The sequence below is a fragment of the Streptomyces malachitofuscus genome (assembly GCF_055571035.1).
The window spans coordinates 245,368-268,785 of record NZ_JBVIGA010000001.1 but is presented as its reverse complement, the minus strand read 5'-3'; the positions used below and the strand labels follow the sequence as shown (position 1 = coordinate 268,785).

General features: G+C 74.0%; 19 protein-coding genes. 14 read left to right on the top strand and 5 right to left on the bottom strand.

Translation table 11 applies throughout. The features are described from left to right. The first annotated feature begins 10 nt into the window (after positions 1 to 10). Genes ACZ44S_RS01200 through ACZ44S_RS01185 form a run of 4 tightly spaced genes read left to right on the top strand, consistent with a single transcriptional unit; the run spans position 11 to position 2,595 of the window. The gene (locus ACZ44S_RS01200) at positions 11 to 925 is read left to right on the top strand and encodes a hypothetical protein (RefSeq protein ID WP_466923627.1); all 915 of its coding nucleotides are present in this window, start codon (positions 11 to 13) and stop codon (positions 923 to 925) included. Continuing rightward, positions 922 to 1,173: a Trm112 family protein gene (locus ACZ44S_RS01195; protein ID WP_466922956.1), complete on the top strand. Its 252-nt coding sequence runs from the start codon at positions 922 to 924 to the stop codon at positions 1,171 to 1,173. Before ACZ44S_RS01200 ends, ACZ44S_RS01195 begins: the two co-directional genes overlap by 4 nt. Then, the gene (locus ACZ44S_RS01190) at positions 1,170 to 1,997 is read left to right on the top strand and encodes an FkbM family methyltransferase (RefSeq protein WP_466922953.1); all 828 of its coding nucleotides are present in this window, start codon (positions 1,170 to 1,172) and stop codon (positions 1,995 to 1,997) included. The genes ACZ44S_RS01195 and ACZ44S_RS01190 overlap by 4 nt, the downstream gene beginning before the upstream one ends. Next, positions 1,963 to 2,595 (top strand): hypothetical protein, encoded by a 633-nt coding sequence (locus ACZ44S_RS01185; RefSeq protein WP_466922951.1) that lies wholly within the window; start codon positions 1,963 to 1,965, stop codon positions 2,593 to 2,595. The genes ACZ44S_RS01190 and ACZ44S_RS01185 overlap by 35 nt, the downstream gene beginning before the upstream one ends. Here ACZ44S_RS01185 and ACZ44S_RS01180 read toward each other — a convergent pair. Both ACZ44S_RS01180 and ACZ44S_RS01175 read right to left on the bottom strand, forming a co-directional pair. After that, positions 2,576 to 3,448 (bottom strand): ATP-grasp domain-containing protein, encoded by an 873-nt coding sequence (locus tag ACZ44S_RS01180; RefSeq protein ID WP_466922949.1) that lies wholly within the window; start codon positions 3,446 to 3,448, stop codon positions 2,576 to 2,578. The two genes, ACZ44S_RS01185 and ACZ44S_RS01180, sit on opposite strands and share 20 nt — an antisense overlap. Positions 3,449 to 3,532: 84 nt before the next feature. After that, a complete protein-coding gene (locus ACZ44S_RS01175; protein ID WP_466922946.1) occupies positions 3,533 to 4,243 on the bottom strand; it encodes a FadR/GntR family transcriptional regulator in 711 nt (236 codons plus the stop codon). Positions 4,244 to 4,420: 177 nt separating this feature from the next. Here ACZ44S_RS01175 and ACZ44S_RS01170 point away from each other — a divergent pair, with 177 nt between their 5' ends. From ACZ44S_RS01170 to mreB, 8 genes are all read left to right on the top strand, one after another. Then, entirely contained in the window at positions 4,421 to 5,794 is a 1,374-nt protein-coding gene (locus ACZ44S_RS01170) for an SLC13 family permease (RefSeq protein WP_466922944.1), read from the top strand. A 66-nt stretch (positions 5,795 to 5,860) separates the two neighbouring features. Continuing rightward, positions 5,861 to 7,312 carry an acyl-CoA synthetase gene (locus tag ACZ44S_RS01165; protein WP_466922941.1) on the top strand — a complete coding sequence of 484 codons (1,452 nt, stop codon included), beginning with the start codon at positions 5,861 to 5,863 and terminating at the stop codon, positions 7,310 to 7,312. Then, positions 7,305 to 8,666 (top strand): carboxyl transferase domain-containing protein, encoded by a 1,362-nt coding sequence (locus ACZ44S_RS01160; protein ID WP_466922938.1) that lies wholly within the window; start codon positions 7,305 to 7,307, stop codon positions 8,664 to 8,666. Before ACZ44S_RS01165 ends, ACZ44S_RS01160 begins: the two co-directional genes overlap by 8 nt. Before the next feature lie 73 nt (positions 8,667 to 8,739). Further along, positions 8,740 to 9,093 carry a CU044_2847 family protein gene (locus ACZ44S_RS01155; protein WP_466922936.1) on the top strand — a complete coding sequence of 118 codons (354 nt, stop codon included), beginning with the start codon at positions 8,740 to 8,742 and terminating at the stop codon, positions 9,091 to 9,093. Further along, positions 9,090 to 10,784: a VMAP-C domain-containing protein gene (locus ACZ44S_RS01150; protein WP_466922934.1), complete on the top strand. Its 1,695-nt coding sequence runs from the start codon at positions 9,090 to 9,092 to the stop codon at positions 10,782 to 10,784. The genes ACZ44S_RS01155 and ACZ44S_RS01150 overlap by 4 nt, the downstream gene beginning before the upstream one ends. Positions 10,785 to 10,816: 32 nt before the next feature. Beyond that, a complete protein-coding gene (locus ACZ44S_RS01145; RefSeq protein WP_466922932.1) occupies positions 10,817 to 11,887 on the top strand; it encodes an AAA family ATPase in 1,071 nt (356 codons plus the stop codon). Beyond that, positions 11,877 to 16,757 carry an SAV_2336 N-terminal domain-related protein gene (locus ACZ44S_RS01140; RefSeq protein WP_466922930.1) on the top strand — a complete coding sequence of 1,627 codons (4,881 nt, stop codon included), beginning with the start codon at positions 11,877 to 11,879 and terminating at the stop codon, positions 16,755 to 16,757. The genes ACZ44S_RS01145 and ACZ44S_RS01140 overlap by 11 nt, the downstream gene beginning before the upstream one ends. 142 nt (positions 16,758 to 16,899) lie before the next feature. Beyond that, positions 16,900 to 17,937: a rod shape-determining protein MreB gene (gene mreB, locus ACZ44S_RS01135; protein WP_466922928.1), complete on the top strand. Its 1,038-nt coding sequence runs from the start codon at positions 16,900 to 16,902 to the stop codon at positions 17,935 to 17,937. A 16-nt stretch (positions 17,938 to 17,953) separates the two neighbouring features. Here mreB and ACZ44S_RS01130 read toward each other — a convergent pair whose 3' ends face one another. Together ACZ44S_RS01130 and ACZ44S_RS01125 are read right to left on the bottom strand one after the other, a co-directional pair. Beyond that, positions 17,954 to 18,907: an anti-sigma factor RsbA family regulatory protein gene (locus ACZ44S_RS01130; RefSeq protein WP_466922926.1), complete on the bottom strand. Its 954-nt coding sequence runs from the start codon at positions 18,905 to 18,907 to the stop codon at positions 17,954 to 17,956. Continuing rightward, complete coding sequence (locus ACZ44S_RS01125; RefSeq protein WP_466923625.1) at positions 18,904 to 19,206, bottom strand: STAS domain-containing protein; 303 nt, start codon at positions 19,204 to 19,206, stop codon at positions 18,904 to 18,906. The genes ACZ44S_RS01130 and ACZ44S_RS01125 overlap by 4 nt, the downstream gene beginning before the upstream one ends. A 256-nt stretch (positions 19,207 to 19,462) precedes the next feature. Here ACZ44S_RS01125 and ACZ44S_RS01120 point away from each other — a divergent pair, with 256 nt between their 5' ends. Together ACZ44S_RS01120 and ACZ44S_RS01115 are read left to right on the top strand one after the other, a co-directional pair. Beyond that, a complete protein-coding gene (locus ACZ44S_RS01120; protein WP_466922923.1) occupies positions 19,463 to 20,143 on the top strand; it encodes an ANTAR domain-containing response regulator in 681 nt (226 codons plus the stop codon). Between the two features lie 58 nt (positions 20,144 to 20,201). Beyond that, entirely contained in the window at positions 20,202 to 20,351 is a 150-nt protein-coding gene (locus tag ACZ44S_RS01115; RefSeq protein ID WP_466922921.1) for a hypothetical protein, read from the top strand. Between the two features lie 1,235 nt (positions 20,352 to 21,586). Here ACZ44S_RS01115 and ACZ44S_RS01110 read toward each other — a convergent pair. Beyond that, positions 21,587 to 23,269 (bottom strand): SWIM zinc finger family protein, encoded by a 1,683-nt coding sequence (locus ACZ44S_RS01110; protein WP_466922918.1) that lies wholly within the window; start codon positions 23,267 to 23,269, stop codon positions 21,587 to 21,589. Positions 23,270 to 23,418 lie beyond the last annotated feature (149 nt).

Here is a 23,418-nt window from a genome sequence, read left to right as displayed (position 1 = left end):
GTGGTGGGGAGTGGCCGCGGCCCTGTTGGCGAACGTCCTGTACAGCGGCGGGTTCGTCCTGGAGAAGCGGGCCCTCGCCGCCCTGCCCGAAGTAACGATCCGTCAACCGGCGCGGCTGCTGCGGCTGGTGCTCGGCAATCCGCTGTGGATCGGCGGTTCGCTGGCGCTGGCGGCCGGTTTCGCCGCCCAGCTCGCGGTGTACCGCACGCTGCCGATCGCCGCCGCGCAGGGCATCTTCGTCTCCGGTCTGGTGCTGCTGGTGCTGCTGTCGGCGCGGCTGCTGGGCGAGGAGACCAGCGGCCGGGAACGGTACGCGCTCGGCGCGATCCTGCTCGCCCTGCTGATGGTGGTGCTGTCGCTGCGGGAGAGCGGCGCGGGCGCCGACACCGTGGGTCAGGACGCGCCGTACCCGCTGATCCTGCTGGTGTGCGTGCCGTCGCTGGCGGCCGGCGTGTGGTTGTACGGTTCCGCGGAGCGCAACGCCCGTCACCGGCACCGGCTGCCCACGACGGGTGTCGAGTACGGGGTGGCCGTGGGCCTGCTCTACGGGGTGAGCTCGCTCGCCATCAAGGGCGTGTCGAGCCACCTGACGACCAGCGGTGTCGGCGGCGCGGTCGTCGGCCTGCTGCGCTCCCCGTACCCGTATCTGCTGCTGTTCACCGGTGTGTTCGGGCTGGTGATGTCGCAGGCGGCGCTCCAGCGCTGCCGGGCCTCGCTGATTGTGCCGGTGTGCACGACGGTGACCTGTCTGTTCACGGCGGTGCTCGGCACGCTGTCGTTCGGTGAGCAACTGCCCGACGAGCCGCTGCGGCTGGCCCTGCGCGTCACGGGCACGGTGCTCGCGGTCGCCGTACTGCTGGCCATGCCCAAGCACGACACCGCACGACCCTCCCCCGTCCAGGCCAAGGAGTTGACGCCACCGTGAAACCCGACGACCCGCTGCTGAGGATTCTGGCCTGTCCCCTCGACAAGGGGCCGCTGCATCTGCTCGCGCCGGACGGCGAGCGGGACGAGGCGCTGTACAACCCGCGTCTGCGCCGCCGCTATCCAATCGTGGACGGCATCCCGCAGCTGCTGCCGTCGTCCGGGGAGCAGGTGTCGGAGGAGGAGCACGAACGGCTGCTGACACGGATGGCCGCAGCGGCCTCCGACACGCCGGGGACGAGCGGATGACGACGGACCGTACGTTCGCGGCGCGGGCCGCCGCGTTCCTTCCCACGCGTCTGGTGGCCGCGGCGGCCCGGTCGGTCTACCCGCGCTTCGAGCCCGAGCTGTCCCGCCTCGCCGACCTGTGCCCGCCGGACTGCGACACGGCGGTGGACGTCGGCGGCTGGTACGGCCCGTGGACCCACCGGCTGGCCGGGCGCGCCCGCCGGGTGGTGACCCTGGAACCGGTCCCCCGGCTGGCCCGGCTGCTCACCGCCACGGCCCCGCCCAACGTCCGGGTGATCCGGGCCGCGGCCTCGGACCGGCCCGGCATCGCCCGGCTGTGGCTGCCGCCGGACGACGGCGGCGACCGGGGCGTGTCCTCCCTGGTCCGCCGGGACATCCACGGCCACGCCCTGGACGTCACCTGCGTCACGCTGGACGAACTCGGCCTGCGCAACGTCGGCTTCATCAAGATCGACGTGGACGGCAGCGAGTCGGCGGTGCTGCGCGGGGCCACCGGGATCCTGGCCCGGGACCGCCCGGCCCTGTTCGTGGAGCTGGAGTCCCGTATCCAGCCGGTCGGGCCGGTGGTGACGTATCTGTCCATGCTGGGCTACGACGGCTGGGTACTGCCCGCCGGCACCTGGGTCCCGCTGTCCCGCTTCCCGCTGGAGGCCCACCAGGAGCGCACCTCCTACGTCGTCACCCACGGCCTGCTGCGCCGGGTCCTGCCCTTCCGGGGCCCGCGTTACGTCAACTCGGTGCTGTTCCTCCCGGACGGCCGCCGCCCCGGAGCGCCGCCGGTGGGGGACGATGGATCCCGTGCCCACCGGACGACGCCCCACTAGCCCGTTCACCCCGCGCGACTTCCAGCTCGTGCTGCTGCGCCGCATGGCCGACCACAATCCCGGGCCGGTGGAGGACGCCCGGCGCGAGCTGGGCGCCTCCCTCGCGGACATGCGCGAGGCCAACAGGCGCTGGCAGGCGATGGTCCGCTCGCCGCGCTCCCGTCCGGCCCTGTCGCGGTACCGCTCGGTGCTGGGCGAGCCGGAGTCCCGGACCCCGCGCCGGGTCGGCGACCTGGACTGCGAGGCGTGGCAGTGGCGGCTGCCGCTCTGGCCCGGCCTGCGCTTCGAGGTGCTGACCCCGGCGGCCGGCGGTGCGGTGTGGAACGAGTGGCTGGTCCGCGCGCCCGGCGTCCCGGCGCCCGTGCTGCGCACGGTGGAGGACCTCACACCCTGGTCCTGCACGGTGGACGAGGCGGCCCGCGCCTTCGCCCCGGCCCGCCCGCTGGAGGGCACGGCACCGACCCGGTGGGGGCTCGTCTTCACGGCCCCGGACGCGACGGGTGCGCGGCACGAGGTCGTCGCCGAGTTCACCTGGGGGCTGCTGCAGCGAACAGCGGTCAGCGGGTCGCGGCCTCCGGTCAGCGGCCTGCGGCCTTGAGGATGTCCTCCACCACCCGCGGCATCGACTCCGGATGCAGCCACAGGAACAGGTTGGGTTCGACGAGCTCCAGCTCCATCACGCGGGGCCGGCCGTCCGCGCCGTCCACGAGGTCGACGCGCGCGTAGAGCAGCTCGGGCCGGCCCGGCACGGAGGCCAGCGCCTTCCGGGCGACCGCGGCCTCTTCGAGGGTCGGCGTCCACTCGGCCAGTCCGGGGTGGGCGACCTTGCGCCGGTCGTAGGGGGTGCCGGGGGCGAGGACGGGTCCCTTGCGGCTGGCGTGCAGCAGGGTCCCGCCGAAGTACTGCAGGGCCCGCTCCCCCGTGCTGTCGATGCCGCGCAGGTAGGGCTGCACCATCGCGGTGAACCCCTCGGCGTGCATGCGCTCCAGGTGGCGTACGGCCGTGGCGTGCTCGTCGGGTGTGTAGCGGGCGGCGAACCGGGCGCCGGCGCCGGAGGACGGCTTGACGACGTACTCGTGGTCGTCCGGGAGGTCGAGGGGGTCCCCGGGGGCCAGATAGCGGGTGTCCACGACGGGCACCCCGGCGCCGGCGAGGTCCGCGAGGTAGCGCTTGTCGGTGTTCCACCGCACCACGTCCGCCGGATTGGCCAGCCGGGTCGCCGTGCCGCACCGCTCGGCCCACGCGGTGAACTCCGCCGCCCGCCAGCTGTAGTCCCAGGTGGAGCGGATCACGGCGAGGTCGAAGGCCGCCCAGTCCACCGCGCCGTCGTCCCACACCTCGGCGGACGCCCGGGCCCCGGCGTCCTCCAGCGCCCGCACCAGCGCCGGCAGATCACGGTCCTCGGCCACGTCGGGGCCGGGCGCGCAGGTCACGAGCGCGATACGGGGCACGGCGGCTCACTCCTCGTACGAACAGCTGATCGACGAGCAGGCTAACAGCGCCCCGCCGGGCGAGGACGCCACGTTCCGAAGGAGCTACCGCTCCTCCTCCTCGGGGTTCCAGTCCAGCAGTCGCACCTTCGCGACCGTCCGCACGTGGCGGCGCATCGCCGCGGCGGCCTGCCGGGGCCGGCCTTCGGCGATCGCGTCGAGGATGGCCTGATGCTGGGCCAGGGACCGGTGGGGCCGCCCGGGCTGGCGCAGCGACTCCGTGCGGCTCTCGGCGATCTGCTCGGCGATCGACCGCATGAAATCCGCCAGCAGCCCACTGTGCGCCGCCGCCGTGACCGCCGCGTGGAACCGCCGGTCGCCCTCCACCCCGCCGCCGCCCGCCTCGATCTCCTCCGCCATGTGCGCGAGCGCGGCCCGCATCGCGGCGAGGTCGTCGTCCGTGCGGCGCTCGGCGGCCAGTTCGGCGAGTTTCGTCTCCAGCGCCTCCCGGGCCTCGAGTACGTCGGGGAGGCGCTGGCGGCGTTCCACCATCCGGTCGACCGGCTCGACGTCCAGGCTGTCGCGTACGAGGTACGTGCCGCCGCCGTGCCGGGCCTCGACCAGGCCCTGGACCTCCAGGACCACGATCGCCTGCTTCACCGAGGCCCGGCTGACCCCGAGCCGCTGGGCCAGGTCCCGTTCGGGCGGCAGCCGGTCGCCGGCCCGCAGGCCGCCCTCGGTGACGTACTGGCGCAATCGGTCCAGCACTTGTTCGTACAGGCGCTGCTTCGTCATGGGGCGCAGGGCGTCGGTCACGGGGTCCCCCTCTCGTCGGGAGACTAGCACCGGGCACCGCGAGAATGGCCAAGTGGCTGAACCAATTTCTGCGCGACCCCTTGACGGCACCTCCCGCGCACCCCACGCTTTCCAGCCAACCGGACCACCCCCCTCCAGCGACAAGTGGTTCATCCACTCGGCCACTCGGGAGCCCGTATGTCCCCCGAACTCATCTCCGTTCTCGTTCTGGCGGTGGTGTTCGTCATCGCCACCACCCGCTCCGTCAACATGGGCGCGCTGGCCTTCGCCGCCGCGTTCGGGGTCGGCACGCTCGTCGCCGATCTCGACGCGGACGGCGTCTTCGCCGGTTTCCCGGGCGATCTGTTCGTCGTCCTGGTCGGCGTCACGTATCTGTTCGCCATCGCCCGTGCCAACGGCACCACCGACTGGCTGGTGTACGCGGCCGTCCGGCTGGTGCGCGGGCGGGTGGCGCTCATCCCCTGGGTGATGTTCGCCCTCACCGGCGCGCTCACCGCGATCGGCGCGGTCAGCCCGGCCGCGGTCGCGATCGTCGCGCCGATCGCGCTGAGCTTCGCCGCCCGGTACCGGATCAGCCCGCTGCTGATGGGCGCGATGGTGGTGCACGGCGCCCAGGCCGGCGGTTTCTCGCCGATCAGCATCTACGGCTCCATCGTCAACGGCATCGTCGAGCGCGAGAAGCTCCCCGGCAGCGAGATCACGCTGTTCCTCGCCTCGCTGCTGGCCAACCTCGTCATCGCCGCGGTGGTGTTCGTCGTCTGCGGCGGACTGAAGCTGTGGCGGCAGGGGGCCGTGACCGACACCGGGACGGGAGCCCCGGAGGCCACGGGCACGAAGGACGCCGGCGGTGGCGGCGGCTCCGGTGCCGCGGGCACGGGGAGCGGCACCGGGACCCGTACCGCCCCGGCCCCCGCCCCGGTGGCCACCCTCCCCGACACCCCCACCGCCGTCCCGCTCACCGTTCCCGTCCTCGCCACCCTCGTCTCCCTGGTCGCCCTCGTCGTCGCCGTCCTCGGTTTCGACCTGGACGCCGGACTCACCGCGATCACCCTTGCGGTCGTGCTGAGCACCGCCTGGCCCGACGACAGCCGCAAGGCGGTCGGCCAGATCGCCTGGCCCACGGTCCTGCTGATCTGCGGTGTGCTCACCTACGTCGGCGTCCTGGACGAGATGGGCACCATCACCTGGGCCGGTGAGGGCGTCGGCGGGATCGGCGTCCCGCTGCTCGCCGCGGTGCTGCTCTGCTACATCGGCGCGATCGTGTCGGCCTTCGCCTCCTCCGTCGGGATCATGGGCGCGCTCATCCCGCTGGCCGTGCCGTTCCTCGCCCAGGGTGAGATCGGGGCCGTCGGCATGGTGGCGGCGCTCGCGGTGTCGGCGACCGTCGTGGACGTGAGCCCGTTCTCCACGAACGGCGCCCTGGTCCTGGCCGCCGCGCCGGACGTCGACCGCGACCGCTTCTTCCGGCAGTTGATGGCGTACGGCGCAATCGTGGTCGCGGTGGTCCCCGCGGTGGTGTGGCTGGTCATGGTCGTGCCCGGCTGGGGGTAGGTCGCCGCCGCCACGAGCACCTGACACCCTTCGAACGACAGCAGTTTCACAGAAGGAGTACGACGCGTGTCCTCTCTGTTCCCGGCCCTGACCGACGGCCCGGCCGACCGGCCCGCCCTGCGCTTCGGCGAGCGCTCACTGACCTACCGTGAACTCGCCGCGGCGGCGGGCACGGTGGCCGGGGGCCTGAAGGAGGTGCGCCGGGTCGCCGTATGGGCCACGCCCACGATGGAGACCGCGGTCGCGGTCACCGCGGCGCTGCTCGCCGGGCCGGCCGTCGTGCCGCTCAACCCGAAGTCGGGGGCGAAGGAACTCGGTCACATCCTCTCCGACAGCGCCCCCGACCTGGTGCTCAGCACACCCGGCACGCGGCTCCCCGCCCCCCTGGCCGCCCTGCCCCGCCTCGACGTGGACCCGGCGGCCCCGGGGTCCGCCCTCCCCGACGACCGCGAGCGGGACCCGGAGGACCCCGCGCTGATCGTCTACACCTCCGGCACCACCGGCCCGCCCAAGGGCGCCGTCATCCCCCGTCGCGCGATCGCCACGACGCTGGACGCCCTCGCCGACGCCTGGCAGTGGACCGGCGAGGACGTGCTGGTGCACGGGCTGCCCCTGTTCCACGTGCACGGCCTGGTGCTCGGCACGCTCGGCCCGCTGCGCCGTGGCGGCTCGGTGCGCCATCTGGGCCGGTTCACCACCGAGGGTGTGGCGCGCGAGCTGAACGGCGGCGCGACCATGCTGTTCGGCGTGCCGACGATGTACCACCGCGTCGCGGAGGCGCTGCCCGCCGAGCCGGAACTCGCCACGGCGCTGGCCGGGGCGCGGCTGCTGGTGTCGGGGTCCGCCGCGCTGCCCGTGCACGACCACGAGCGGATCAGGGCGGCGACCGGACGCGGGGTCGTCGAGCGGTACGGCATGACGGAGACGCTGATGAACACCAGCGTCCGCGCGGACGGCGAGGCCCGCCCCGGCACGGTGGGCGTGCCGCTGCCGGGTGTGGAGCTGCGGCTGGTGGAGGAGGACGGCTCGCCGGTGACGTCGTACGACGGTGAGTCGGTCGGCGAGATCCAGGTGCGCGGGCCGAACCTGTTCACCGCGTACCTCAACCGGCCGGACGCCACGGCCGCCGCCTTCACCGCCGACGGCTGGTTCCGCACCGGCGACATGGCGGTGCGCGACCCCGACGGCTCTGTCCGCATCGTCGGCCGCAAGGCCACCGACCTGATCAAGAGCGGCGGCTACAAGATCGGCGCGGGGGAGATCGAGAACGCGCTGCTGGAGCATCCGGGTGTGCGGGAGGCCGCGGTCACCGGGGAGCCGGACGCCGATCTGGGCGAGCGGATCGTGGCGTGGGTGGTGCCGGCGGACCCGCAGTCCCCGCCCGCGCTCGACGAGCTGGCCGATCATGTGGCCGGGCGGCTCGCCCCGCACAAGCGCCCGCGCGTCCTGCACCATCTCGACGCGCTGCCCCGCAACGACATGGGCAAGATCATGAAGCGGGCGCTGGCCCGTGGCTGACCGCTTCTCCGCCCGTGAGGCCGTCGCCGCCCTCGCCGACGACTTCACCGAACTGCCGTACCCGGACCGGCAGTCGCCCCCGGACGGCCCGCTCGGCTGGCCCGGCTACGACACCGCCCGCGCCCGCGCCGCCGAACGCACCGGCGAGCAGGAGTCGGTGATCTGCGGCACCGCGCGCGTCGACGGCACCCGGGCCGTCGTCGTCGCGTTCGAGTTCGGCTTCCTCGGCGGCTCCCTGGGCGAGCGCACCGGCGACCGTCTGGAGGCCGCGTACGCGCGGGCCCGCGCGGACCGGCTGCCGGTGGTGTCGCTGGTCGCCACCGGGGGCAGCCGCATGCAGGAGGGCATGCTCGCGCTCACCCAGCTCCAGCGGGTGGCCCGGGCGTCGGTGCTCACCCGGGAGGCCGGGCTGCCGCAGATCGCGGTCCTGCGGGACCCGACGACCGGCGGCGGGTGGGCCACCCTGGGCGCGGGCGCCGACGTCGTGCTGGCGCTGCCCGGCGCACAGGTCGGCTTCGCCGGTTCCCGGGTGCGGCCGGCCGACGCGGACCCGGCGGCGTACACGGCCGAGGCGCAGGTGGCGGCGGGCGCGGCGGACGCGCTGGTCCGGCCGGAGGAGCTGCGAGTGGCCCTGGGCCGCTGGCTGCGCCTGCTGACCCGCCCCTCCGGCACACCGGCGCCGCCGCCCACCGCCCTCGGGGAAGCGGACCTCCCGGCCACCGGCTGGGACGCGGTCCGCCGCGCCCGGTCCCCCCGGCGCCCCCGCGCCTCCGCCTACCTGGACGCCTACTTCACCTCCCGGGTCACGATCAGCGGCGACCGCTGCGGCGGCACGGATCCCGAGGGCATGCTCTGCGGCTTCGGTGAACACCGGGGCCGTACGGTCGCCTACGCCGCGCAGACCGGGACGGCCACCCGTCCCGCCGGGTACCGCACGGCCGCCCGGCTGGTCCGGCTCGCCGACCGGCTCGGCATCCCGGTGCTGACGCTGGTGGACACCCCGGGCGCGGCCAACGACGCGGAGGCGGAACGGCAGGGCGCGGGGGCCGCCATCGCCGATCTGTTCGGCGCCGTGGCCGCCGCCCGCACACCGGTCACCACGCTGGTCGTCGGCGAGGGCGGCTCCGGCGGCGCGCTGGCCCTGACGGCACCCGGCCACACCTGGGCCACGCCGGACAGTTACTTCTCGGTGATCGCCCCGGAGCTCGCGGCGGCCATCCTCAAACGCCCCCCGGAGCAGGCGGAGGAGACGGCCGCCCAACTCCGTATCCGCCCGCAGGACCTGGTGGAGCTGGGCGTGGTGCGGGGCGTCGTGGGAACCGGGACGGACGGGTGGACCGAGTCGGACGGTTGACTGCACCCCGGTGAACACCGCCCGTAACATGGTGAGTTCACGCAGTCGTACACCACCGGGGGCGCGCCGCACGATGGACGGATTGATGGAGTTCACCACCGAGGGCGGCGGTACGGTCGTGGTGGAGGGCGTGGAGGACGAGTCCGGGGCCCGGCTGGTCTCGCGCGGCGGCGCCCCGGCCCAGGCGGCGCGCACCTTCGAGGGCTCCCTGGAGGGGGTGCGGGCGGCCGCCGAGTCCGCACTGCGGGTCTTCCGCGACGGCTCCCTCCGGCCGGACGCGGTGGAGCTGGAGTTCGGGGTGAAGCTCACCGCGGAGGCCGGTGCCGTCATCGCCAAGGGAGCGGCGGAGGGACATCTGGTCGTCAAGCTCAGCTGGGCGCCCGGCACGACGCCCGGGACGGACCGTGAGGCCGCCGACCCCCGATGAGCAGCGCGGCCTGGCACACCCGGATCCAGTGCGGGAACGACGTGGGCGCGGGCTTCCTCGTCTCGGCGCGCCAGGTGGTCACCTGCGCCCATGTCGTCGCGGCGAGCGGCACGTCGGCGGTGTCGGTGAGCTTTCCGAACCGCGCCGAACTGGGTGAGCTCCCCGCCACGGTGGCCGTCCACGGCGGCTGGCGGGGCGGCCCCACCGACCCCGGCGACCTGGCCGTACTCGAACTGGAGCGGGAGGTACCGCTCGCTCCGGCGGTCTTCGCGCCGCCCGGCGCGGAACGCGACATCCCCTCGCCCGGCCTGACCGCGTACGGCTTCCCCCGCGGATACGAGGAGGGCGCCCTCGCGCACTACCGCGCGGTGCCCGGTCCGCTGATCGCGGGCGAGTGGGTGCAGTTGGAGGCCGTCTCCGGACACGGACAGCCGCTGGCCGACGGTTTCAGCGGGGCGGCGGTGACGCTGGCCGACGGGTCGGTGGTCGGCATGGTCACGGCGGTCGCGGGCGGCCGGGAGGTGCGCGCGGGACGCATGCTCCCCACCGAGGTCATGGCCCGCTACTGGAGTGCGCTGGGCGAGCTGGTGCCCACCCCGGGCCACACCCGGGACCAGCTCAGGGAGCTGTACGACCTGGTGCGGTGGGCCGAGCGGCAGGGGCGGACGTGCGATCACGACCGGCTGTACGTCGACGCCGTCGGCCCGTTCGGCCCCGGCCTGCCCCCAGGTGGTTTCGGCTCCCTGGCATCCGCGGCGGCGTATGTGCAGTGGGAGGTGCCGGAGGCGGTGCCCCGGTTCGTCGTCCGGCTGCGGGAGCTGCTGGACCACGCCGCCGGCGGGTGCGGGACGGCCGGTACAACGGCTCCGGGCGGACGGTCCCGAGGAACCCCCGCCTGGTCGCCCATCGTCGTGGAGATCGACCACAGCGGTGCCGGCCCCGACCAGGTCACCGTCGAGGTGTCCGCGTACCGCGACGGGCGGCGCCGCCCGGTGGGGGCCCGCCGGCTGCCACGCTCCGGCGTACGGGCCTACGTCCAGCAGCACATCGACCAGGCCGTCACCCAGCTCGCCCCGGGAGCCGACGAGTTGCTCGCCTTCGTGCTGCCGCGCGGCTGGCTGAACGAGCCGGTGGCGCGCTGGGAGTGCGGCGCCGACGACCCCACTCCGCTGGGCTGCGCCTATCCGCTCGTGGTGGCGGACCGCACCCGCCACCGCAGCGGGCGGATGCGCCACCAGCTGCACAAGAAGTGGCAGAAGCTGGACGGGGGTCCGGCGGCGGCCGTGCACCGCGTCGGGTGCGGCACGCCGGAGCGGCCGACCGGTCTGCGCAAGCGGCTGTGGGACGACGGCACGGACCTGGTCGGCTTCGCCTCACCCCCCGACGGCGCGCGGGAGCACTTCGAGGTCGGCCTGACCGTCCCCGTTCCCATGCTGCTGTGGCCCCGCGCGGGCTGTCCGGGGCCCGGCCACGAGGGCCCCTGCGAGGGCGGCGCCTTCCTGGACGAGCTGACCGCGTCCGTCACCGGTGTCCCGCCCGCCGACCTTCCGCAGCACCTGCTGTCCCTCCGGCTGACCGCGGACGCCCACGACGAGCCGGACCGGCACTGGGCGAGGGACGTGCAGCTGCTGTGGGACGACCCGCGCTGCTTCCCCGAGACCGCCGCGCCCCTGCACTCCCCCGTCGCCTGACCGCCCGCCGAGACCCCACGGAGAAGAAGCCCATGCCCCTGTGGCCCGTCTACACCGGCACCGAGGAGCCACACGACGGCATCGACCACCTGCCGCCGCCTCCGCCCTGGCGCGCCTTCGACGGCGAACCCGCACTCGGCCCGCCCGACGAGGAGGCCGACGCCGCCGCCGTCTCCCCCGACCGCACCCATCGCGCCGCGACCTACCGGGCGACACCGCAGACGGTCCAGCTCGTCAACGCCGCCCTGTACCTGCGCCGTCCGCTGCTGGTCACCGGCCCGCCCGGCACCGGCAAGTCCTCACTCGTCTACGCGGTCGCGCGCGAGCTGCGTCTCGGCCCGGTGCTGCGCTGGAACATCACCAGCCGCAGCACGCTGAACGACGGCCTCTACCAGTACGATCCGCTCTCCCGTCTCTACGCGGCGCGGCGCACGGCCGGGCAGCACGTCGAGGGGTACGGCGGGGCACCGGGCGGGGCCCGCACCGCCGGTGACCCGCCCGGTGACGCGTCGGGCGTGGAGGACCATCTGCGGCTCGGCCCCCTGGGCACCGCGCTCCTCCCCTACGCCCGCCCCCGCGCCCTGCTCATCGACGAGATCGACAAGAGCGACCTCGACCTGCCCAACGATCTGCTGAACGTGCTGGAGGAGGGCCAGTACGAGATTCCCGAACTGGCCCGTACCGCCCGGCACCGTCCCGGCGGGGGGGCCGAGGTGATGATCGACGGCACGGGGGAGCGGGTGCCGGTCGAGCACGGCCGGGTCCGCTGCCGGGCCTTCCCCTTCGTCGTCCTCACCAGCAACGGTGAACGCGAGTTCCCTCCCGCCTTTCTGCGCCGCTGCGTCACGCTGCGCCTGCGCCGGCCGGACGACCGCCAGCTCGCCGGCATCGTCCGCGCGCACCTGGGAGAGCCCGACGCGTACGCGCAGGGCCTGATCGAGCGCTTCCTGGCCCGGTCCGGCGCCGGCGACCTGGCCACCGACCAGCTCCTCAACGCGATCTACCTGGCCCACGCCAGCGGACTCGGCGCGGAGTCCCTCGACGACCTGGCCGAGCAGCTGATGCCGTACCTGGGGCAGGCCCCGCAGGCCGATGCCTTCTGACCAGCCCGCGCAGGACTCCGGTTCCCCCGACCCGCTGGCCCGCCTGGCCGACGTACTGGGCCGGGCGGCCGGGGGCCCGCGCCCGACCCCGCTGGAACTGGCCGAACTGCTGTGGCTGGCGCGGGTCATGGAGCACCCGCCCGCCTCCGCTGCTCACCCCCCGCCCGAACCCGCCGTACCCGCAGCCCCCGAACCCGCCGAGCCCGCTCCGCCCTCCGCGCCGCAGCCGCCACCGCCTCCCGCCCCCGCCGAACCCCCGCGCGCGCCGCTGCATCTGCCGTCCCCTGACCCGGCCCCCGCTCCGCCGGACGAACCCCACGCCTCCCTCCTGGCCCCGGCGCCCCCGATGCTGGGCCGGCCGCTGGCCCTGCAGCGGTCCCTGCGTCCGCTCAAGCGCCGGGTCGAGGCACCGCTGGGCAGCGAACTCGACGAGCGGGCGACCGCCGACCGCATCGCCCGCCTCGGCGCCGCCCCCGAGTGGTGGCTGCCGGTCATGCGCCCCGCCCGGGAACGCTGGCTGCGGCTGAACCTGGTGCACGACACCGGCCCCACGATGCCGGTGTGGCGCCCGCTGATCCGCGAACTGCACACGGCACTCGCCCAGTCCGGCATCTTCCGCACGGTGGCCTTGCTCTCCGTCGGCGCCGACGGCACGGTGCGCGGGCCCGGCGCGCACGCCCCGGCCGACGGCCGCGCGGTCACCCTGGTGATCAGCGACTGCGTGGGACCGCAGTGGCGGACCGGCCGCGCCGGCGACCTGTGGTACGGCACCCTCCGCCGCTGGGCCCACCGCATGCCCCTGGCCGTCGTCCAGCCGCTCCCCGAGTACCTGTGGCGGGACACCGCCCTGCCCACCGCACCGGGTCTGCTCTCCGCCCCGCGCCCCGCCGCACCCGCCGCGACGCTCAGGTTCACCCCCTACGACACCTCCGGCCCGGCGCACCGGCTCCCACCGGGCGGGATGCTGCCGCTGCCCGTGCTGGAACCGGCCCCCGAGTGGCTGTCCCACTGGGCCCGGCTGGTCGCCGCGCCGGGCGGTACGGCGTTCCCGGCCGCCGTGGCCGACCTGCGTCCGTCCCTCCCGGCGGACGCCGACCACCGCACGGACCTCGGCCGCCTCACCCCCGAGGACCTGGTCCTGCGCTTCCGCGGCAGCGCCTCCCCCGAGGCCTTCAGGCTCGCCTGTCACCTGGCCCTGGGCCGCCCCGATCTGCCCGTGATGCGCCTGGTGCAGGCCGCCATCGACCCGGCCCCGCGGCACCGGCACCTCGCGGAGGTGATCCTCAGCGGGCTGCTCACCACCGTCCCGGGCCCGCCCGGCTCCTACGCCTTCCGTCCCGGCGTACGGAACCTGCTGCTGCGCGGCCTGCCCCGCTCGGCCCGGTACGACACCGCCGCCCTGCTGCACCGCCTCGGCGCCCTGATCGACGACCGGGCGGGCCGGGTGCCGGGGGACTTCCGGGCATCCGTCCCGGCCCCGTCCGGCTCGGCGACCGGAGTGGACGGCGAGGCGTTCGCGTCGGTCAGCGCGGACAGCGTCCGACGGCTGGCGGGTGGGGACGTGACGCCGTCGTCGCCCGGTCCCGGTGGGCCCGCGCGGGTCGTGGGGGGCCGGTACCGGCTGGTGCGGCGGCTCCATTCGACCAAAACCATGTGGCGGGCCGAGGACACGAGAACGAACACGACGGTGGCGCTGCGGCTGCACGGGAGGATCACCGACCCGGCGTGGCGTGAGGCGTTTCTGCGGGACGCACGGCTGTTGAGCGGGTTCGACCATCCGAACGTGGTGCGGGTCCATGCGGCCGACTTCGACGGTGACGTTCCGTATCTCGTCATGGAGCAGTTGGACGGCATGGGACTGAACCACCTCGTGGCACCTAACGATCACCGTCTGCCCGCCCCCCTGCTGGTGTCGGTCGGCGCGCAACTCGCACGGGCCCTCACCGCGTTGCACGCGGCGGGCCTGACCCACGGCGCGCTCGGTCCGTCCCAGGTGGTGCTGCTGCCCGACGGAACGGTGAAGCTCAGCCTCTTCGAACCCGGCCGGACCTCAGGCGTGGCGGGGCGGGCGGAGGATCTGCGGGCGCTGTGCGAGCTGATGCTGCGACTGGCGTCGGGAAACGCGCGGCTGACGGCCCCCGTCAGCCCGAATCAGCTCGGTCACCTCCCGTACGACCTGCAAGCGACGTACGCGCACGCCTTCAACCTGCTGATGTCGCGATCCCCGTGGCAACAGAACCAGGGCAGGGACCTGTTCCTCGACCCCGACCTGCCGCGCCGGGCCGAGGCGGCGTACGAACGGCGCTCCTACCGCGCCCTCGGCCCCTTCGGTGTCGAACTGGGCGGCGGCCCCGCCGACCTGGGGCCGAACGAACGCGGTGTGCTGGCCATGCTGCTGCTCAAGCACGGACGCACCGTGACGCTCGACGAACTCGAGCAGGGGCTGTGGAGCACGCACGAAAGACCTCGCGACGCCGTGGAGGTCGTGGGCGCCACCGCCGCACGGCTGCGCCGCGTCCTCGGCCCGGGAGTGCTCGGGACACTCTCCGACGGCCACGTTCTGCACACCAGCGCGGACTACGTGGACCTCGTGCACTGTGACGACCTGGTCCGCAGGGCCGACGAGGCACACCGGCGGGGCGCCCTCGCCGAGGCGCGCGCGCTGCTCGCCGAGGCACTGGCCCTCTGGAGCGACGGTGATCCCCTCGCCGGTGTGCCGGGCCCGGCCGCCCGGAGCGCCCGGACCCGTCTGGTCCAGCTCCGTCTGAGCCTCTTCCGGCAACGCGCGGAAGTCGATCTGGACCTCGGAGAACCGGAGCGTGCGTCGGCGGACCTGGAGGTCCTGGTACGCGCCCACCCCTTCCGCGAGGACTTTCGCCGCCTCCATGTCCTCGCCCTGCGACGTCAGGGCCGGACCGAGGAGGCCCTGGCGGCGTACGAGGAGTACGAGCTGGCCGGCGGTGCCGATCCCGAACTGCTGGCGCTGGGGCACGAACTGCGCGAGGAGGCCGCCGACGGCGCACCGGAGATGCCGCCTCTCGCCTCGGACGAGCCGGCCTACGACCCGCTCGCCGCGCCGGACGAGCTGCCCGACGGCGCGTACCCCGCCTGGGACCGGCCCGATGACGCGACCTCACCCGCCTCGTCCGAGCCCGTCGGCCCCGGCCAGGCGGACGAAGCCGGCTCCCGCACCTGCTTCTTCTTCGACTGCGCCGACGGTCCCGAGCGGTCCGACACGCTCACGGCGCTGGGCCGGGCGGTCACCCGGGTACTGACGGCCTCCGGGCTGCCCGCCGGGACCTACGAGTTCCTCGGGCGGGACGAGGGCTACACGGTCCTCACGTCGTCGGGCGACCCGACGACGCGGCTGCTGCACGCCGCCCTGCGCGGGTTCCCGGACATGCTCAGGGAGGTGGGTGGCCCCCGGCTGGTCGTGACCGTCTGGCGCATGTGGGACGAGGGACGGGCCGAGCTGCCCGCCGAGGCGGCGGTCCGTGAGGCACTGGACTCGTCCGAGGCGCACGGCGTGTTCGCCCTCGCCCCGTCCCTGCGTGACGAGCTGGCGGCCGACCCCGACGTCACCGGCCCGCTCCGGCCCGTCGGCGGCGACCCGGCGCAGGGCTGGCACGCTCTCTTCACCCGCGCCACCGGCCCCGCACACCCCGTGCTGGGCCCCTTTCCGCTGCCCGCCACTCACCTCCCGCCGTCGCAGGGACTGACGAGAACGGTCGTCTACGCCTCGCCCGACGGCCGGCGGCTGAGCACCAGCCGCGTCCCCGGCGCCGACCACTACTACGAAGTCGACCTGACCGAGCGCCGTACGGAGCTGGCGGAGAACGGCCCTGAGTTGCCGGACGGGTCCGTCGCCGTGGTCGAGGGCGAGGCGACGTGGCAGGTGTCCGACCCGGTCGCCCTAATCGCGGAGGGCCCGCACGACGTGGAGGACCGCATCCGCCGGCACGTCGTGGGACGGCTGCGTGCGGCCGCCGACCGCCTTCCCTTCGCCGCCGCGGGGCGGCTGCGGCAGGCGCTCCTGGACCGGCTCGGACCGCACGACGTATCTGGCTGTACCGTGCGCTGGGAGGTCATGGTCGGCGCCGTCTCCGCCGCCGCCCCTCCGCTCCACCCCCCGCACCCGGCACCCGGCCTCATCGAGACGCTCCTGGCCGCCGACGCCGTGATCCTCGGCTTCGACGCCACGCTCACCAGGCTGTTCGACGACGACACGGCAGCCGAGGTGGTACGGGACCTCGCCCGGCTCGCCGTCGAGGCGCGCGATCCGCAGGACGCCCTGTCCGGCAGGCATCCGCTGACGCCGGACGGCCGGCCGGTGACGCTCACGGGGGACGGCATCCTCCCCGTCGAGCTGCTGCGCGCGCTGGCCGCCCATCCCTCGGTGGAGGAGCTGCGCGGGGAGCTCGACCGCCGCGAGACCGAGGCCGCCGGCGCCGCGCGGCCGGCGGCCCTGGCCGTCGAGCTGGTACGCGCGCTGTCCCTCCGGTACCGGCGGCTGGCCGTGGTCACCGATCACGCGGCGGACGCGGCGGCGCTCTTCCTGAATCGGCAGGCCCTCGCCCCGCATGTGACGGGCGGCGTGCACGGCCGCTCCGCCGACCCGGCCCGGCTGATGCCGCACCCGGACGTCGTGCACCGCGCCCTCGAGCGGCTCGGCACCGTCGCGGGCCGCTGCGTGATGATCGGGTCGACCGTGGTGGAGAGCAACGCCGCAGGGGTCGCGGGCGTGCCGTTCATCGGCTGCCGGCCCACCGATGCCTTCTTCCGCCGGGCCGGTCGGGCGAGCCTCACGGTCGCGGGACTGCGTCCGCTGCTCGACGCGGTCCTCTCCCTCCCACCCCGCGGTGACTCCTGACCGGAGGAAAGATCACCACCCCCCGTTCGGCGGCCCCCCACCCGGCCCCCCAGGAAAGGCGCCGGCCCCCGCTCCCCGCGCACGATGCCTGAGAGGTCCGCCGCCCGGCGGGCCGCCGGCTCCGCACTCGGGAGGGTCTGCCGTGACCGCAAGTCTGGAGCAGCTGCGCCGCTGCCACTTCGCCGTCGACCTGGGAGCGGCCCGCACCCGGGTGTACGTCAAGGGCGCCGGACTCGTCGTCGACCAGCCGTCCGTGGCCGCCGTGAACACCCGAACCGGCGCGCTGATCGCGGTCGGTGAGTTCGCGGAGAAGATGACGGGCCGTACGCCCGGTTACATCCGGGTCGTGCGGCCCGTGACCGGCGGCACGGTCGTCGACATCGAGATGGCGCAGCGCATGCTGCGGCAGCTGATCGGGGACCGGACCCGCCGGGCGCTGCGCCGCAGGCCGCGGCTGCGGGCGGCGGCCTGCACCCCGCACGACGCCGACCCGCTCGCCCAGCGCGCCGCGATCGAGACCCTGGTCGGTCTCGGCGCCCGCCGGGTGGAGCTGGTCGACACGCTGATCGCCGCCGCCGTCGGCTGCGGACTGCCGGTGGAACAGCCCGAGGCGACCATGATCATGGTGTGCGGTGCGGCGGCCACCCAGGTGGCCGTGCTCTCCCTGGGTTCGATCGTGCAGGCGGAACGCATTCCCGTCGGCGGCGAGGCGGTGGACAACGCGATCGTGCAGCACCTGCGCCACCAGCACGAACTGATGCTGCCGAGCCAGTCCGTGCGGCCCCTGCAGCTCACCCTGTCCGGCAACGGGCTCACCCCGCAGGGCCCGGAGTCGACGGAGATCCACGGCCGGGACGTCGCCACCGGCCTGGCCCGTTCCGTGAAGGTCGACACGGCCGCGGTGCGGCAGGCCATCCAGACACCGCTCACGGCGGTGCTCGACGGGATCGGGAAGGTGCTGCGGGAGTGCCCGCCCGATCTGGTCGCCGACCTCGCCGACCGGGGCATCATGATGGTCGGCGGCAGCGCCCTGCTGCCGGGCCTGGACCAGATGCTGCGTCAGGCGACGGGCATGCCGGTGCACATCGCCGAGCGGCCCGAGCTGTGCGCGGTGGAGGGGCTGGGCGCGATGCTGGAGGGCAGGATCGCGCCGATGGTGCTGGACCCGCTGGGCGCCTGACGGCTGCGGGAGCCGGTCACCGGGAGAACCAGCAGCGGATCGTGGTGCCCTCGTCGCCGGTGTGCACCCGCACCAGGTCGGCGAGCAGGTTGACCATCAGCAGTCCGCGCCCGCCGCGCTGGTCGCGGCCGGCGGGGCGGCGCCCCGCGAGGGGGTCGGTCATCCGGCCCCGGTCGCGCACCTCGCACAGCACATGGCCGCCCTCCCCCCAGATCCGCAGGACCCCGGAACCGCCGCCGTGCACCACGCTGTTGGTGGTCAGCTCGGCCGCGGCAAGGGTCAGGTCCTCCAGGGTGAGACCGGTGAGGCCGAGCCGCCGTCCCTCGTCGGAGGCGGCGTGCCGGGCATCGGGCAGCGTGTCGGCGACGAACGGGTAGGTCATGGTGTCCGTCACGAGCGGCAGCGGCTCGTTGTAGCGGGCGACGGCCGCGTCGGGGGCGTACGCCGCGCTGGGCCTGGCGGAGCGGGAGCCGGCGGGGACGACGGCGGGGTGGGTGATGTGGGCGTCCTCGAGGACGTGCGCGGGCAGCCGTACGGCGTCGTAGGGGCAGAGGACGGTCGCCGCGCGGCCCCGGAAGGCGGCGTTGATCAGCGCCTCGTGCTGGACGCAGGCCGGGTACTCGGCCGTGGAGCGGCCGGCCCAGATCGGCTCGCCGATGATCCGCGCCCGGCGCCCGGGGGGCACGGTGTCGGCGAAGGCGCGCAGCACGCCGGGGATGATCCGGCCGGGGTTGCGGCCGGCCTCCCGCATGTCCAGGAGCCGGACGCTCCGCGCGTCGGCGCCCAGCGCGTCCCGGATCAGCCGCAGCCGGTCGCCGGGCACGGCGACCGCCACGGGCTCACCGGCCGCGAGTCCTTCGCGTACGAAGGGGACGGTGCCGTCCAGGTACTCCTGGTCGTCCCGGTAGAAGAGGGCGGGGTGGAGGAACGGATCGGAGAGGGCGTTCGGGGTTCCGGCCGCGGTACTCATGACATCGACACCTCGATCGTCGACAGGTCGGGCCAGAACATCTCCAGTACCCGGCTCAGTGCGGTCGGCGGGCGGCGCACCACGAGCCGGCGGCCGTCGCCGAGCCGCCCGGCGGCGGCGGCGAGCGCGCCGGCGCCCGCGACGTCGACGAACGTCACCTCGGACAGCTCCAGGTAGTACACGGCCTCACCTTCGCGCACCGCCTGCTCCAGCACGCGTTCCCAGATCGTGTGCGTGGCCAGGCCGATCTCCCCGGCGGCGCGCACCCCATGGCATCCCTCCAGCGGATGCACGGTCAGAAACGGTTCCGTCCCCGGACTCCCTTGTCCGCGCGGCGTTCGATGCCGATCGCCCAACGCCCGTCTCCCCACGTTCCCGGGTCCGCCTACCCCGCCGGTTCCCGGCCATTCCCCGGAGTCGTGTGTAGTACGCCGCATGGTGGGCAGGCGCATTCGCAGCGCAGCCGGGACCGTGCGCAGCTTACCGCTCCGGTGCCGGCGGCGGCCGGGCCCGCCCGAAGCACAGACGTTCCCCGAGCACCGACGAGGCGGTGACATGAGTTCCGCTGCACCACTCCCCCTCCCGGGAAGGCAGAACCCCTTGGTCATCGGCGGTCACATGGACGCGGACCGGGCGCTGCTCACCCCGCGCGGTGAGCTGGTGAGCGGGTGCGCCGAGGCGCTGGCCGAGAAGCTGGCCGGGCTGCCCGCCGGCACGGCCCGGATCGACCTGGACATGAGCGGCGTGCACTTCATGGACTCGGCGGGTCTGGAGTTCCTGGAGGTGCTGCGCGACCATGGCCGGCGCCGCGGCCTGCCGGTCACCGCCACCCGCTGGAACGGCCAGCCGCGCCGCATCCTGGAACTCGTCGGCCTCGACACCACGGACCCACTGCGCTCGCCGGCCCCGCACGGCACCCCGTCGCCGGTCTCCTCGGCGGTGGCGCGGGAGCGCGAGGAGCGGCTGCTTGTGCTGCAGGAGGAGGTCGAGCAGCTGCGGGAGGCGATCGCCTCCCGCCCGGTCATCGACCAGGCCCGCGGCATCCTGATGGCGACGCACGGCTGCACCTCGGACGAGGCCTGGCACATCCTGCGGGAGGCGTCACAGCTGTCCAACACCAAGCTGCGGGCGGTCGCCGAGTCGCTCACGGCCTGTGCGGAGGCGGAGGGCACTCCCCCGCCCGAGGAGGTCCGCACGGCGCTGTCCCGGGCGCTGGCCCGCCGCTCGTCACGGTGAGCGCGGTTCGGTGCGGGGTACCCGGCGGGCAGGACCGGCGCGATCAGGAGGCGGCACGATGAGCGATCACACTCCTTCCCAGGCCGAGGGCGACCGGGACGACGCCGAGTGGACCACCCCGGACATCCCGCACACCACTCCCTCCCAGGCGGAGGGCGAACGCGACCCGTCGGACGCCCCCGACGCGTCGGACGACAACGGCGGGTGACCGGGGACGGGTGCGTCCCCGGCGTCCGCCCGGTGATCTTGCAAACTGACCTCAGTTCCTGCGACACACCTTCCTCGTGTTCCTCGTGTGTGACAGCGGCCTCGTCCCGCAGCTTCTCGATGATCCCGGTGACCTCCTGCCCCTGGGTCAGGGTCAGCGGCGGCGTGCGGTGAGTGACGTCCCCGCAGATGGGACACGCGGGATCCGGCCTCACCACGGCCCAGACGCTCTGCGGCACGTAGTGGTGTGGCATCGACGAGATGATCTTGGGGAAGAAACACCGGTCAGGAGCGGTGCTGACCATTCCCAGCGTGCGCCGCTCGCGGATGAGACGGCGCAGGGGGACACCGGCGGCAGAGGAACTGCCGGCCAGGATCCCGCTGGCGGCTGAGGATGCGGAGCCAGTCGTCGGCGTCGCTCAACGCGCCGATGCGCACCATGTTCGCGCGCAGATACTTGGCATAACTCACGTCGTCCACTGGCACGAAGGCATGAGCACGGGCTGCGGCCTCCGACTCCTCGGTCATGACTGCGGGCCGTGTCCGGCACACAGCGTGCCGACCCCGATCCGGGCCACCAGAACAGCCACCAGGGCAGCGTGCGTGGGACTGCCTCCGAAGTCACCGAGGATCTCGCAAAGCGCGAGGGCGTCGACCGCCCGGTCCGAGGCACTCGTCCCCGGCGCCCCTGTGAGGCGCTCATGCCCGCACACCCTGCGCCGTAGCTCCTAAAGCTGCCGGTCGAACCACTCCCGGCCGAATCGGCGGGCGTGGTCGGGATCTTCGGACGACACTCCCAGGCCAGGGCCCAGCAGTGAGGAGCCCAACAGCTCGTACAGTTCATCGTCGGTCTTGTTCAGGAACTGCTGACAGTCTCCCGGCGCTCTCCGCCTTACAGGGAGGAAGCGCACCTTTGACCATAAGAAGCCAAAATCAGACAAGTATGTCTACGCACGTATGCCGCGGAGGCCGACAACGAGTTGTTCATCGTTCAAGCCCAGTACCGCCACTGAGACGGTCCGAGGAACGCGGCGACCGTCCCCTGCGTGTCCCCCGGCGTTCCCCAGAGCCTTCCCGTGAGGGGGAACTGGGGAACGCCGGGCGGAATCAGCCCAGGTCGAGTGACGGGGTGGTGCTCTTTCACCACCTCTGGCAGCGGACATGCCTTCCGACGGGAAAGCCGACCCCTGTCCCTGTCGTTGCCCCATCGCCGATGAGGTCTCTGCCGGAGCCTTTTCACAGCCCGTGCCGGTCGAGGATGTTCATCAGCTTGCGTCGGCGTTTGAGTTCCGCCCGCAGGCCGGCGAGATACCCGGTGAACGCGTCCTCGGCTCCCAGCGCGCGATGGCAGTCACGGGCCGCCAGGAGCAACCCGGCCAGGTGCTCGTAGGCACGGTCCCCGGTCGGCTCCTTCGACCGCTCGACCAGACGCAGGTACACGCCGAGCGCCTCGGCCGGACGTACCTCGCGCGACAGGTCGGCGAGTCGCTCCCACTGCCGGTCGTCCGCGCGGTCGGCCGCCTCGAGCCAGGCGGCGTCCAAGTCGCCGTCGTCGAGCAGCACGTCGATCAGCACGGGCCCGCCAAACCGGCCGCCGGGCTCACGACGGGCGTCCTCCCTCAAGATGGCCAGCGCCGCCGCGCGCTCGGCCTCCCAGCTGTCTGCCGCCCGCGCGGCGGAGCGCAGCTGCCGGTAGGAGGCGAGGGATCGCTCGGAACGGAACCGGTCCCGGCGCACCGCCAAGGCGTCCCCCACCCGCCCCATCTTCGCGTACCGGACGCATACATGGTCGGCCAGACGGCTGTCGATGTGCGTCTCGGCGGCACAGTCCCGCAGTCCCCGCTCGGCCCAGGCGAGTGCCTCTTCCGTACGGCCCGCCGTTTCCAGTTCCTCGGCGATGATCAGATGGGTGGCACCGGACGGATCGAGGTCCTGCGCATACAGGGCGACCAGTGCGTCGACGTCGCCGTCCGCCTTGACCAGGCGCTCCATCAGATACCGCTCCGCCCAGCCGGACGGCCTGCGCCTGAGTGCCTCAGCCGCCAGCTGCCGCATGCGGGCCAGCCCGCTCCGCCCCAGCACGTCGGCGTAGTCGGGCGGATCCAGGTCCGTCACACCACTGTCGTCGGCGAGCAGACGTTCTACCAGCCACTCCGCCAGCCGCTCCGGATCGGGGCGTGCGACCCTGCATGCCTCCAGATGGACCTCCGCCACTGCGGCGGCGACTTCCCCGACCACGCCGTCGGAGTCGTCGATTTCCCCGTACGTCTCTCCCAGCAACCGGAGCGCCTCCTCGGCCAGAGCGGCCGCCTGCGCCGCCTGCCCGTCGGCGGACAGGGCGCGCAGAACACTCGCCGCCTCTGCGACTTGCCGCGCATACCCGGAGGCATCCGCGTACTCGATACACCCGTACCGGGCGAACGGCCGTGGATCGATCAGCGTGGTGATCCGATCCCGGACCGTACCGAGGTCAGAACGAGCAGCGGCGGCCCGCAGCTCCAAACGTCGGCGCAGTTCCCGGTCCTCGGCGATCTGCTCCCGCACCAGCACCAGGAGTTGCTCGCGTGACAGCCCTGAAAGCCACGCTTCCAAGCCGGAAGACCGTGCCCGCGCCGCGGCCCGCTGCTGCGGAATCGTCTTCGCCCGCCGTAGCACGGTCAACCCGACCGCCACACAGTGCTTGCAGAAGTTGCCCTCCTGCCCGTACGGGCAATCGCACCATCCCGAGATCCCGTCGCCCCCGCCGAGGGTGAGCTCCACCTCGTAGACATCCGTACCGTGCACCACGGCGGTGACCGAGCCCTCCCCCACATCGAGACCACTCACCGCGTCCAGATACCCCAGCCCCCGCTCGAAGGACCGAGCCCCGGCCAGCGCACTCAGATCGTCCTCGCCGAACTCCACCACTTTCCGCGCCACACCGGCATTCAACCGCGGACGGCAGCTTTTGCAGACCCGAGCGACTCCAGCGGGACTTACGGCGCATCAGCGATGATGGGCGGCCCCGAGCCGGGGAGCGAACCCCGGGTGGCCACCGTGCTCAGTGCCAAGTGCGTCGGGAGCTTGTG